At 65.6% G+C, this 13,781-nt stretch carries 5 protein-coding genes; 2 read left to right on the top strand and 3 right to left on the bottom strand.

Going from position 1 to position 13,781, the window contains the following annotated elements:
* On the top strand, nt 1-2,667 hold a 2,667-nt coding region (locus ACTJJN_RS26515; RefSeq protein ID WP_440781765.1), incomplete at its 5' end, for an amino acid adenylation domain-containing protein.
* A 37-nt stretch (nt 2,668-2,704) separates the two neighbouring features.
* Nucleotides 2,705-3,583, top strand: a complete 879-nt coding sequence (gene pvdO, locus ACTJJN_RS26510) for a dihydropyoverdine dehydrogenase (protein ID WP_003255995.1) — start codon at nt 2,705-2,707, stop codon at nt 3,581-3,583.
* A gap of 57 nt (nt 3,584-3,640) precedes the next feature.
* On the opposite strand, the gene ACTJJN_RS26505 is transcribed toward pvdO, so the two are convergent.
* The 3 genes from ACTJJN_RS26505 to ACTJJN_RS26495 form a co-directional block, all read right to left on the bottom strand.
* Nucleotides 3,641-6,133, bottom strand: coding sequence for a TonB-dependent siderophore receptor (locus ACTJJN_RS26505; RefSeq protein WP_012051731.1), 2,493 nt, complete (start codon nt 6,131-6,133; stop codon nt 3,641-3,643).
* A gap of 308 nt (nt 6,134-6,441) precedes the next feature.
* Nucleotides 6,442-9,618 carry a non-ribosomal peptide synthetase gene (locus tag ACTJJN_RS26500; protein ID WP_440781763.1) on the bottom strand — a complete coding sequence of 1,059 codons (3,177 nt, stop codon included), beginning with the start codon at nt 9,616-9,618 and terminating at the stop codon, nt 6,442-6,444.
* Nucleotides 9,615-13,781, bottom strand: a 4,167-nt coding sequence (locus ACTJJN_RS26495) for an amino acid adenylation domain-containing protein (protein ID WP_440781762.1), incomplete at its 5' end; no start/stop codon positions are given. The genes ACTJJN_RS26500 and ACTJJN_RS26495, both read right to left, overlap by 4 nt.

Below are 13,781 nucleotides of genomic sequence, written 5' to 3'. Positions count from 1 at the left end.
GCCCAGGTGCAGCGCACCCCCGATGCCATCGCCGTCACCTGCGAGGGCCAGGCCCTGAGCTATGCCCAGCTCAACCAGCGTGCCAACGCCCTGGCTCGGCGCCTGGTCGACGACGGGGTCGGGCCTGACGTACTGGTCGGCCTGGCTGCCGAGCGCTCGCTGGACATGGTCGTTGGCATCTTCGCCATCCTCAAGGCTGGCGGTGCCTACGTGCCGCTGGACCCGGCCTACCCGGCCGACCGTTTGGCCTACATGATCGAAGACAGCGGCCTGCAGCGCGTGCTGGCCCAGCCCCAGGTGCTGGCCAGCCTGCCGGTGCCGGCAGGCGTGCGCGTGCTCAGCCTGGAAAGCAGCGATGACAGTACCCAGGCCGACCCGCTGGCCTGCTCGCCGGTCACGGTCAGCCCGGACAACCTCGCCTACGTGATCTACACCTCCGGTTCCACCGGCAAGCCCAAGGGCGTGCTGCTGCCGCAGCGCAACGTGCTGCGCCTGTTCACGGCCACCGACGCCGACTTCCGCTTCGGCAGCGACGACGTGTGGAGCCTGTTCCACTCCTATGCCTTCGACTTCTCGGTGTGGGAAATCTTCGGCGCCCTGCTGTACGGCGGGCGCCTGGTGATCGTGCCGCAGCACACCAGCCGCTCACCCGAGGCCTTCTACCAGTTGCTGGCCGATGAGCAGGTCACGGTGCTGAACCAGACCCCGTCGGCGTTCAAGCAACTGATGGCGGTGGCCACCACGGCTGAGCCGCAGCGGCCACTGGCATTGCGCAGCGTGGTGTTCGGGGGCGAGGCGCTGGACGTCAACAGCCTGGCACCGTGGTTCGAACGCTTCGGCGACCGCCAGCCGCAGCTGGTGAACATGTACGGCATCACCGAAACCACCGTGCATGTCAGCTACCGGCCGCTGTCGCGGGCCGACCTGGGCAAGGCGGCCAGCAGCCCGATGGGCGTGCCGATCCCCGACCTGTCCTGGTATGTGCTCGACGGCGACCTGAACCCGGTAGCCAAAGGCTGCATCGGCGAGCTGTACGTGGGCCGCGCCGGCCTGGCGCGCGGCTACCTCAAGCGCAGCGACCTGAGCGCCACGCGCTTCGTGCCGGACCCGTTCGGTGCCCCTGGCGGGCGCCTGTACCGCACCGGTGACCTGGCGCGCTACCACGCCGACGGGGTGATCGAATACGCCGGGCGCATCGACCACCAGGTGAAGATCCGCGGCTTCCGCATCGAGCTGGGGGAAATCGAAGCCCGCCTGCAGGCCCAGCCGCAGGTGCGCGATGCCCTGGTGCTGGCCCAGGAAGGCGCGACCGGCCAGCAGCTGGTGGCCTACCTGATCCCCGCTGCCGAGGTAGCGCTGGAGCAGCAGGCCGGGCTGCGCGCGCAGCTGCGCGAACAGCTGAAGGAAGCGCTGCCGGACTACATGGTCCCGGCGCACCTGCTGCTGCTCGACCGGTGGCCGCTGACAGCCAACGGCAAGCTCGACCGCAAGGCCTTGCCCAAGGCCGATGCCAGCCTGCTGCAGCAAGCCTACAACGCTCCCCAGGGCGCGCTGGAACAGGCCTTGGCCACGTTGTGGCAAACCGCGCTCAACGTCGAACGTATCAGCCGCGACGATCACTTCTTCGAACTGGGTGGCCACTCGTTGCTGGCCATCCAGCTGCTGGCCAGCATCAAGCAGGCACTGGGCCTGGCAGTGCGTATCCAGGACCTGCTCGCCTACCCCCGCATCGACCTGTTGGCTGCACATCTGGGCCGTGAGCATGCCTGTGCGAGCCCGTGCATCGTGCCCCTCAACCGCCCGGCCACACCGCTGCCTGCATTGTTCTGTATCCACCCCAGCGGCGGCATGGTCTTCAGCTATCAGCCGCTGGCCAGGTGCCTGGAACCGCAGGCTTGCGTCTACGGCGTGCAGCACCGGGGCGGCAGCCCGGCGCCGGCCGAACGGCAGGGCTGGCAAGCGATGATCACCGACTACACCGCACAGATCCGCCAGGCACAACCGTCCGGGCCATACCGCCTGATGGGCTGGTCCCTGGGCGGCAGCATTGCCTGGGACATCGCCCGGCAGCTGGAACAGGCCGGCTGCGAAGTCGCATTCCTGGGGCTGGTCGACAGCACCCTGCCCGAGGCGCAGTTGAGCCGCGCCGCGTTCCCCCCTCACACCCCTCGCCCAGCCCGCCACAGCGATACGCCGGGCCAGCGCGAGCTGCAAGACACCGTCGAGCTGTTCGGCCTGTTGTTCCCGCAGGCCAAACAGGCCGCCGCCGAGCAGCTGCACGCCAACCCTACTCAGGACGTCAAGGCGTTCTACCAGTGGGCCACGGCGCACCTGGCTGACGCTGGCAGCGATGTCCAGGGCGTGCTGGCCAGTGCCAAGGCCCAGATCATGAATGCCCAGGCGTTCGACATCCACGATCAGCTGGAAGCGAGCTTCGCCGATTTCACCCTCACTCCGCTCAGGGTCAAGCCCAGTTGCTGGTGGTCGCAGGTGCACAAGAGCGCAGCACACATTCACGCCGCCGAGCAGGTCATCCGCCAGTTCTGCGCAGGGGGTGAGCTGGACGTTTCGCTGCACTCACCCTACCCACACGAAACCATGATGCTGGAGCAGCCCCTGATCGACTCGTTCATCGAGGCGTTCGGCCGTAGCTGCCCGGCACCCTGAATACCCCGTCACACCTGCCAAAAAGGAAACGTTCGCCATGAAGTGCGCCCCCTACACCGTCACCGGCCTGGCCCTTGCCCTGGCCATGGCGGCCTGCCCGCTACTCGCCCAGGCTGCCAGCAAGACCCCGGGCGAGGTCTTCCAGGATTGCAAGGCCGGCTGCCCGGAAATGGTCGTGCTGCCTGCGGGCAGTTTCGTCATGGGCACGCCGGATGACGAACCGGGCAAGCAGCCCGACGAAGGCCCGCAACATACCGTGACCTTCGCCAAACCCTTCGCCATCAGCCGCTTCCAGGTCACCGCCGGCGAGCTGGATGCCTATATCAAGGAAACCGGCGTGGTCATCAAGGACGGTGACAAACGCCCAGGGCGCCTGTGCCAGGCCAGCAAGCCTCGCTACCCGCAAGGGCCGCGCCAGCCGGCAGTGTGCGTCGATTACTACGATGTGCAGGCCTATGCGCAGTGGCTGAGCAAAAAGACCGGCCACACTTACCGCATGCTCAGCGAGGCCGAACGCGAGTACGCGGCACGGGCCGGCTCCACCGGGCCGTTCCCGTTCCCGTTCGATGAAGAAGGCGACTACCAGATCAGCAAGCACGCCAATACCTACGGCCCCAAGGACGGCTACAGCTACACCTCACCGGTAGGCAGCTACCCGCCCAATGCCTTTGGCGTCTATGACATGCACGGTAACGTGTATGAATGGGTCGCCGACTGCTACCACAAGGACTACGTCGGCGCGCCCAGCGATGGCAGTGCCTGGATGGAGGCCGACGGCGGGCTTTGCCAGGCGGCGCACATGCGCGGGAATGACTGGGGTGAAGCGCCGATCTTCTCGCGTTCGGGCAATCGCAATGATCGCGAACGCACGGTACGTGGCGACTTCCTGGGCTTTCGTGTAGCGCGGGAGCTGTGACCTGGCGCAGGCCATCTGGGCGGGGTACCCGCCAAGATGGCCTGCGTGGCCCCAGGTTCAGAACTGTGGGGTGTATTTGACCGAGAACATGAAGTTGCGAGGGTCGCCGTAGTAGTTGTTGGCACTGACCGCAGCATACGACGGGATGTAGTACACCTTGTCGAAGATGTTGTTGAAGTTGACCGCCAGGCTGACTTCATCGCTGACCTTGTAACCAAGGCGCGCATTCCAGATGGTGAAGCCGGGCGAATCGAATTTGCGGTCGTAGGCAACGGTGCTGCTCTGGCTGTTGAAACCGCCGCCGACACTGAAGCGGCTGAAGTCACCAGGCAGGGTGTAGTCCGTCCACACCTTCACCGAGTGTTTCGGCGTCCAGGTGGAGAAGATCTTGCCCTCGTTCGTGTTGTCCTTGAGGTACTTGGTGGTGTTGTAGACGTAACTGGCCGACGCTTGCAGGCCTGGCAGCACCTCACCGTTGATCTCGGCTTCAAGGCCTTGGCTACGCACTTTGCCAGACGCTGCCGCGCAGTTGGAGCCGCCACACAACGATTCGGTGTTCAGAATCGGCACCGCGCGGTTTTCATGGTCATAGCGGAACAGCGCGACGCTGGTATTGACCTGGCCGTCGTTGAGCTCGCCCTTCAAGCCCAGCTCGTAGTTGCTACCTGTGATCGGCTCGATCGTGGAACCACCCACGCCAATGGCACTCTGCGGGATGAAGACGTCGGCATAGCTGGCGTAGGCCGACCATTGCGGCGTCAATTCGTAAACCAGGCCCGCGTAGGGGGTGACAACACCGTTGTTGGCCTTGGAGGCCGGGCTGTCGTATTGATGGACGCCGGCCTGATAGACCTGGGAATCGTAATCATAGGAGTACCAGCTGGTACGCCCGCCCAGGATCAAGGTCAGCGGGTCGGTCAGCTTGACGCGCCAGGTACCGTAGATACCTTTCTGCACGATCTTGTACTGGCTGTCGGTACGCGTGCCACGGGCCGCCAGGCTGTCGTAGTTCTCGAAGGGCAAGTGGTTGTCGAGATCGAAAATGTTCGCCCCCGCGCTGCGCACCACCGCCATGGTGTTGTCGCTGGTGAAGCGTGAGTAGTTACCGCCGAAGACCACTTCCTGGTCGAAGCCAAAACCGTTGAAGTCGCCATCGACGAACATGTCCAGGCCGCGGCTGTGGGAGTTGAAATCGGTGGCATAGCGCCAGTCGAACAACCCAGACCCATCGTTGGCCAGGCCGGTCGGCGCTACCACGTAGGCGTAGGTCATTTCGTTGCGCTCGTTGATCGCCACCGCCGCGGTCTTGAACTTCCAGTGGTCGTTGAAGCGGTGCTCGAGGTCGACATACAACGCCAGCTGCTCGGTCATGCCGCGGTTCCAGTCGGAGCCGGTGAAGGTCGAGCGCGACAAGCCTACGTCCCGGCCATCACTGAAGCGCGGCAAACCGGCGACCATGGGCGTGAAACGCGTCTTGCGATCGCTGATGCCGACACCGAGGGTGGTGTCTTCAGACAGGTCGAAGTCCAGCGCACCGTAGACCTTCTGCTCCCAGCCGCCCACATAGTCGATGAACGAGTTGCGCGTATCGTAGTCGACCACGGCACGCCCACGGATGTTGCCCGCCTCGTTCAGCGGGCCGCCAACGTCAACCTGGGTGGCATAGTGGTCCCAGGAACCGGCCTGGGCGGTCAGGGTGACTGTCGGCTTGGCCTGGCCGCGCTTGCGCACGAAGTTGATCGCGCCACCGGGGCTGTTGGCCCCCTGCAGCAGCGCAGCGCCGCCACGCAGCAGTTCGACACGGTCATAGAATGCCGTCGGTTCCGTCAGGTAGCTGCCCAGCGCGTAGATGCCACGGGTCATGGGCACGCCATCGTACTGCAGCGAATCGATTTCAAAACCGCGCGAGGTGATGAAGCCGCCGGTACCCGGGCTTTTGGCGAAGGTCATGCCCGGCGCGTTGGCCAACAGCGTCGGCAAGTCGGTGATGTTCTGGTCATCCATGCGCTTGCGGGTCATCACCGACACGCTCTGCGGAATGTCCTTGAGCTTGTGTTCGCTCTTGCCGATGGTGACGCCACCGGTGGTATACGAGTTGCTGCCTTCGGTGGTCACGCCCAACGTGTTGCCCGTGATGCTGGTGGTGCCCAGTTCCAGCGCCGAGGACGCTGGCCGCTCACGCCGCACCAGGGTCAGGGTATCGCCCTCCAGGCTGTAGCTGACCGGCAAGCCGCGCAACAGCTTGGCCACTGCCGCGTCGACGGTGTAGCTGCCACGCACTTCATTGCCACGCAGGTCGGCCATTTCCGAGGCGTTGTAGATGAACTGCACATCGGCCTGCTCGCCAAGCGCACGCAGGGCGTTGGGCAGCGACTGGGCAGCGATGTCGAAGTTGACCCCCTGAGCCCAGACCTGGGCGGCCATGGGCAGCATCAATGCGGCGCCCAGCACCCCTTTGCCGAGCAACGCCCGGGATGAGCGGGCGCTGATCGAGCGGGACATGCAAAGCGCCTTGACCAATGGTTTGAACTCGAAAAATCCTGCTGGCATGGTATTTCTCTATTTATATCGTGTAATGAAATCGTCCCGCGCCCGCCAACGGCCCCCAAACGGCCGAGCTGCCCATCCTCCCCCGGACAGATCCCGCGACAGACGCCTGACACGCAAGTCAAAACGGCTTGCCACGTGTGGCTTTCAGCGCGCTCCTACATAAGACGCATCACCCTGGAAAATCCAGAATGAGAATTTTTTGCATTAGTATCTCGCCGGCATCCTTCCACGCAATCGGCACGGCAGTACGGGGGAGGCAATGCAAATGACCCCAGGGGCGGGTTGCCCGCCCCTGGGCGTGGTGAGGCTCAGCGGCTCTTTTCCAGCAGCCGGGCTTTTTCTTCAGGGCTCATGCTGTCGAGCCGCAGACGGGCCTGGGCCAGCTTGAGCAACTGGCCAGGGTTGGCTTCGCGCTCGCGCAGCGCCTGGGCAAGGGTGGCAACCGTAGCGTGGTCGAAGATGACGCCTGGATTGATGTCGCACTGCAGCAACTTGCGAATACCTGCCGCCAGCTTGATGACCAGCAGCGAATGCCCGCCCAGTGCAAAAAAGTCCTGCTCGATGCCCACTTGCTCCAGCCCCAGCAGTTGCGCCATGCGCTGCGCAATCACGGTTTCCAGTGCATCACGCGGGGCCAGCAGACCCGCCGCAGGTTCCTTGCCCACCTGCCGCAACGCTTGCCGGTCGAGCTTGCCGTTGCCCAGGCGCGGCAACCGCGGCAATGCCTGCAGGGTGCGCGGCAGCATCACCGCCGGCAGTTGCCGTGCAAGGTACTCGCGGACCGCGTCCAGGGCAGCCGCCGTGGCCTCGTCGCGCAAGCTGACATACGCGCTCAGCGCTTCTCCATCACACAACACCGCCGCCTCGACCACCTGCGGTGCACCCGACAGCTGTGCCTCGATCTCCGCCAGCTCGATGCGGAAGCCGCGTATCTTCACCTGATGGTCGCGCCGGCCTTGCAGCTCGATAGCACCGTCCGGGCGATAGCGGGCCAGGTCGCCGGTGCGGTAAAGCCGCTCGCCCGCCACGAACGGGCTCTCGACGAACGCCGGCGGGTCACTTTGCACGTCTTGCAGGTAGCCGCGACACACCTGCTGCCCACCGACATACAGTTCGCCCAGCACGCCGGTGACCGCCAACTGCAAGTGCTGATCCAGCACATAGACCTGGTTGTTGGGCAACACCTGCGACAACCCGAGGGTGCCGGTCGGTACCGCCCGAACCGGGTGCACCATGACCCCGACCGTGGTTTCGGTCGGGCCGTAATGGTTGAACAGCTTGCAGTCCGGACGTATCTGCAACAGGCGCTGCAGCAACGCCGCGCTCGGGGCTTCCCCCCCCAGGATGACGGTGGCCGGTACTGCCGGTGCCTTCGACTCCAGCAGCGCGCTCAGGTGCGACGGTACGATCTTCAGGCAGTCGATTGCCTGCTGCTCGAGGTACGCAGCAAACAGTTCAGCATCCTTCATCACCTCGTCGGCGGCCACGTGCAGTGTCGCACCCACATACAAGGCTGCGAACAGCGTGGTATGGCCAAGGTCGGCCGACACCGTCGAGCCGAATGCGAAGTGACGACAGCCCTCCAGCGCCAGCGTGTGGCACACGCCTGCGGTGTAGTTCAGCAGTTGCCGGTGCTCGACCACCACGCCTTTGGGGGTGCCTGTCGAGCCCGAGGTGAACAGGACATAGGCGGCATCGCTGGCGCTGGCGGCGTGCGGTTGCAGCCGTGCAGTATCAACCGCCAGCGGGTACAGGCTGTCGAGGCTCAGCGCCGCTATGCCCTGCTCACGCAGGCTGGCCACCGCTGCCGGCTCGACCAGCACCTGCGTGGCGCCGGCCTGTGTCATCAGGCGCACCTGCCGGGCAACGGGCCAGTGCGGCTCCAGCGCCAGGTAGGCTGCGCCGACACGCCAACTGGCCAACATCGCCACGACCCAGTCCAGCGAACGCGGCAGCGCCAGTGCCAGCACCGCCCCGGGTTGCACGCCAGCCTGCTGCAGCGCCAGCGCCAGGCGCTGCACTGCCAACTCCAGTTGGGCGTAACTCAGGCCCGCGTCACCTGCGACCAACGCCAGCGCGTCGGGGGTGTCGATTGCCCACTGGCTGATCTGGGCCGCCAGTGATGTCGCGGCCAGTGGTTGCGGCGCGGGGTTGATCGACAGCAGGCGCTGGCGCTCGGTTTCACCCAGCAGGTTCAACTGCCGCAGCGGGCGGTCCGGCGCCTGAACGATGCTGCGCAGCAATTCAATGTACTGCTCCAGCAGGCCTTGCATGCCGCGGGCACTGTAGCGCCCGGCCAGGTAATCCAGGCTCACGGTAATCGGTTGGTCAGCACCCGCTGCTGGGCAAATGCGCAGCTGCAGCTCGATGCCCGTCGGCAGGCGTGGCGCCAGTAGCTCGCCCTGCCAGCACAGCCCGCCGGCAACCTGCGGCGCGAGCGCCGGCGTAGTGGAAAACGCCACGGTCGGCACGGCTGTGGGCACCCATTCCGGTACCCAGTACTCCTGCCACGCCACATGCTGCTCCAGCGCGGCGCTGAGCGCTGCAAGGTGCTCGCCGAAACAGGTTTCGTCAGCCCAGTGCAGGCACAACGGCAATAACTTGCTGAACGCCCCCGCACTGTTCGCGAAGTAGTCATAATCCTGTCGCGCATCGTGCTGCCAGGCGCCCAACAACCGGTTGCTGTCGCCAAGCCGGCCCAGCAAGGCCCACCAGGCCGCCTGCAGCAGCGTGTCCAGGCTGGCCTGACGGGCGTCGGCCAGGCGTTGCAACTGCCCCTGCAAGGCCAGCGGCAGATTCACCTGATGGTGTGCCTGATGCGTCGCTGGCTGGTCCTGGCGATAGGCTGGCCAAGGCGCGCTCATGCCCTGCTCCGTTGGCATCAGGTGCCCTTGCCAGTAGCCACGGGCTGCCGCTGCATCCTCATCCTGGGCCACTTCGGCACGCCACTCCAGGTACTGCCCGAAGGCTTCAGGCAGGTCTTCATCCGGCCCAGCTGGCATGTCATACAACGCCGCCAGGTCACGGTACAGCATGGCCATGCCAGCCGCGTCGCAGGCAAAGCCCGCCACCCCCAGCCATAGATGCCACTGCCCGGCATCGGCGGCCGGTACCAGCAAGGCCTGGGCGGCTGGCAGCTGGTCGATTTCGAAGCGCTGCTGCAACCAAGGCTCGAGCAGTGCCGGCGCACCTGCCTCGGCCTGCACTGCCAGCGTCAGGGCTGGCCGCCGGGCGCCGATGAACTGACGCATGCCGCGGTATCCCGGGGCAGTGCCCAGGCGCCCGGCCAATATCGGGTGGCGCTCGACCAAGCGCTCAAGCGCCTGGCTCAGGCGCGCCGGGTCCGGCCGGCCCTGAACGCTGATCTTCAGCAGCGTCGCGGCCTGTGACCAGTCCGGGCAAGCGGGCAAGGCATCGAGCCAGTGTTGCTGGTCGACGGTCAGGGCAAAACCGATGTCCTCGGCCTGGTCTACGTAACTGTTCATCCCTGGGTCTCCTCGGTCGCCATCACCTGCATGGCCGCAGCCGCCTCCAGCGCGGCCCGGTCGAACATGTCGCCCATCGCCACGACGATCTTGCGCGGCCCCTCGTACGGGTCACGGGCATGCGCCGCCAGCATGTTGTCGACCAGGATCACGTCGCCTTTCTGCCATTGGAACCGCACGGCACAGGCTTCATACAGCTCGCCGATCAGTTGCATGTCCTGGTCGGGGATCGGCGAACCATCGCCGAAGTACACATGCCGTGGCATGCGTTCCAGGCCGAACATGGCCAGCAGGTCTTCGCGTGCATCGGGCTCCAGCCAATAGATGTGGTGCAACTGCACCTGGTTGAAGAACGAGCGTGCGCCGGTGATCGGGTGCGTGATGATTGCCGGGCAGCGGGTGCGGGTCTGCAACTCGTCGTTGTCCAGCCAGCGCCATTCGATGCCAGCGGCACGGCAACGGGCCTCGACCTCGGCGCGGTCATCGGTGCGGAAGAAATGCTGCCATGGCACGTCGAGCTTGTCGGCGAACGTGCGCACATACAGCAGCCCTTTGTCCTCGAGGGTTTGCCGCAGTGCCTGCGGCAGCTTTTCGTACATCAGGCGGCAGTCGACCACCGGCGTGGCACCGCCGACCGGCGAAGGCTGCTCGCAATAGAACATCTGCTTACGCGGCCAGCTGTCCTGGTGCGCACTCTCGTTATGGAACAAGATCTTTTTGGTTTCCGGGTACGGCGTGGAGCGGTAGGTGTTCTTGCCCCCCTCCTTCTTCGGCAGGTCACCGTATTGACCGTAAAGCCCCGGCTGTACAGCTTCGGCGAATGCTTCAAACCCCTGGATACCCTCCAGGGCAAAGCCGCGGAACAGGATCCCCGCATGCTCGCCCAGCTTGCGCTCGACCAGCGGCCGGTTGTTGCGCACCCACTCGATCAGGTCGATCGATGCGTCGCCAGGCTCGACGAGCAACGGGAACAGCTGGCCTGGTACCAGCAGCGACTCGCGCACCGCTGCCCGTGGCGATGCAGCTGCAGTGGCACCGGCAGAGCGCTTGAGGAATTTGCCCAGCTTGTCGGCCTTGCTGGCCGGGGCGCTTACCGGTGTGCTGCCAGCCAGGGCGCCACCCTGTAATGGAACGTTCATCGCTTGCCACCTCATATCCTGAACACTGACGATCTGTTCGAGCATCGCGATCCATGCGCTGACGAGTCGCTGGATATGCTCTTGCCTGAAAAGCGTTGTCGCAAACTGCCAGTTGCCACTGAGCTGCCCGGCCTCCTGTTCGATGAACAGGGCCATGTCGAACTTCGAATACAGCGCCGGGGCGGGCAGCGCCTGCACGGTAATGTCGGCCAGGGCTTCGCTGCGTACGGGCAGGTTGTTCATCACGAACAGCACCTGCACCAGCGGGTTCATGCCGCGCACCCGCGGGGCGCCATGGGCCTCGACGATCATGTCGAACGGCAGGTCCTGATGCTCCAGGGCCGCGAGCAAGGTGCGCTGGGTGCCCTGCACGAAGTCACCGAAGGCCAGCCCATCGCTCACCCTGGAACGCAGCGGCAATACATTGACGAAGAAGCCGATCAGGCCTTCCAGTTCGCTGTGCTGGCGGCCTGCGGTGTCGGCCCCGACCAGTACGTCGTGGGCACCGCTGGTCTGGTGCATCAACCACTGGAACGCCGCCAGCAGCGTGCTGTACAGGGTCACCCCGGCCTTGGCCGCGAACTGGCCAAGCGCATCGGTCAATGCTGGCGACAGGCTGAAGTCCACCGCACCGCCGGCATGGGAGGCCTGCTCGCTGCGCGGCTGTTCCAGTGGCAGCTCAAGGTGGCCGGTATGGCCCGCCAAGGCCTGTTGCCAGTAGCTTGCCTGGCGCTGCAGCTCACCCGCCTGCTCGAGGGCCTGCTGCCACAAGGCAAAGTCTGAATACTGCAGCGGTAACGGCGCCAGTAGGTGGGTCTGCCCTGGGGCGCTGTGACGGTAGATTTCAACCAGGTCGCGGACCAGCACGCCCATCGACCAGCCATCGGAGATGATGTGGTGCATGGCGAAGAACAGCACATGCTCCTGGTCTGTCAGGCGTGCCAGACGGCAGCGCAACAATGGCGCATGCTCCAGTGCAATCGGTGTGCTGGCGTTGGCCAGGGTGGCTTCGGCAATGCACCGTTGCTGCTCCTGCGGGCTGAACCCGGACCAGTCGTCGAGGGCGATATCCACCTCGATCCGGTCGGCAATCAGCGCCAGCGGATCACCCTCGTCGTCCTGCACGTAGGCCGTACGCAACACTTCATGTCGCTGCGCCAGCGCGTTCAGGCTGTTGCGCAACACCTCGACCTGCAGCGGCCCTTGCAGGCGCAGGGCCAATGGCATGCCGTAGGCAGCACTGCCCCCGGACAATTGTTCGGCAACCCACAAGCGCCGCTGCATCAACGACAACGGTGCGGTGGCTTTTTCTCCATGGGCCAATAGCTCGACACCGTGCGCGGTCGCAGCCTTGCCAGCGCCGCCGAGCGCTGCCAGCAGGCGCTCCAGCACCGGGTGATCGAACAGGTCACGCAACGTCACTTGCACACCCGGCAGCTTGCGCATCCGCGATACCGCCTGGGTCGCCAGCAACGAGTGACCACCCAGCTCGAAGAAGTGGTCGCCAAGGCCCACCCGCTCAAGGCCGAGCACCTCCTGCCAGATACCCGCAACGTGCTGCTCGAGCGGGGTTTGCGGCGCCCGGTAGGCCTGCTGCAGGGCGCTGTTGTCGGGCTTGGGCAAAGCCTTGCGGTCGAGCTTGCCGTTGGCCGTCACCGGCCAGGCCTGCACCTGCAGGATGTGCGTTGGCACCATGTAGTCCGGCAGGCTGCCCTTGAGCTGTTCGCGAAGGCTGTCGCGCAGTTCGGCGGCGTCCACTGCCATGCCCTGCTCCTCGGCCAGTACGTAGGCCACCAGCTGCTGGCCATGCCCGCTGTCCTGGGCCAGCACCACCGCCTCGCGCACCTGCGGGTGCTCCAGCACCCGTGCCTCGATTTCACCCAGTTCGATACGCAGCCCGCGCACCTTCACCTGATGGTCGATGCGCCCGCAGTACTCGATCACCCCGCTGTCGCGGTAGCGCGCCAAATCCCCGGTGCGGTACAGCCGCTGGCCGTGGCTGCCGAACGGGTCGGGCACGAAACGCTCGGCCGTCAGCGACGGGCGACGATGGTAACCACGCGCCAGGCCCTGGCCACCGAGCATCAGCTCGCCCATGGCCACCTGCGGCAGGGCTTCGAACGCCGGGCCAAGGATGTGCGTGTACAGGTTGGCGATCGGCTGGCCGATCGGCACGCTGTCACGCCCTTCGTCGACACAGGTCCAGTGGGTGACGTCGATCGCTGCCTCGGTCGGCCCGTACAGGTTGTGCAGGCGGGCACCGGGCAGGTGGCTGAACACCTGCTGCTGGGTGTCCACCGCCAGCGCCTCGCCGCTGCAGATCACCTGCCGCACGCTGTGGCAGCGCTGCAGGCCCGGCTCGCGGACGAACACCTGCAGCATCGACGGCACGAAATGCAAAGTGGTGACCTGGTGGCGCTCGATGGTGTCGATCAGCCGCTCCGGCTCGCGATGCTCCCCCGGCGCCGCCAGGGCCAGCCGTGCACCGGTCATCAGCGGCCAGAAGAACTCCCACACCGACACGTCAAAACTGAACGGGGTTTTCTGCAACACCGTGTCGGCGCCGTCCAGCGCATACGCCTGCTGCATCCACGCCAGCCGGTTATACAACGCCAGGTGGCGGTTGCCGGCGCCTTTCGGCCGCCCGGTCGAGCCGGAGGTATAGATGACGTAGGCCAGGTTCTCGGGGTGCAGCCGGCACGCCGGCACCTGCCGCGAGTACCCGCCCAGTTCGCCGGGCTGGTCCAGCAAAAGGACCTGCCCGGCAAACGCCGGCAGCTGCTCGCGCAAGTGCGCCTGGGTCAGCAGCAGTTCGATGCCGCTGTCTTCGAACATGTAGGCCAGCCGCTCGGCCGGGTAGTCCGGGTCCAGCGGTACATAGGCGGCGCCGGCTTTAAGGATCGCCAGCAGGCCAACGACCATTTCCAGCGAACGCTCGGCGGCGATACCCACCAGGCTTTCCGGGCCGACGCCCTGTTCGATCAGCTTGTGCGCCCATTGGCTGGACAGCTCGCTCAACGCCCG

It is taken from the genome of Pseudomonas sp. 22515, from assembly GCF_052044625.1.
GTDB lineage: Bacteria > Pseudomonadota > Gammaproteobacteria > Pseudomonadales > Pseudomonadaceae > Aquipseudomonas > Aquipseudomonas alloputida.
The sequence above is the reverse complement of the archived record's forward strand: the minus strand, read 5'-3'. Positions and strand labels throughout refer to the sequence as shown.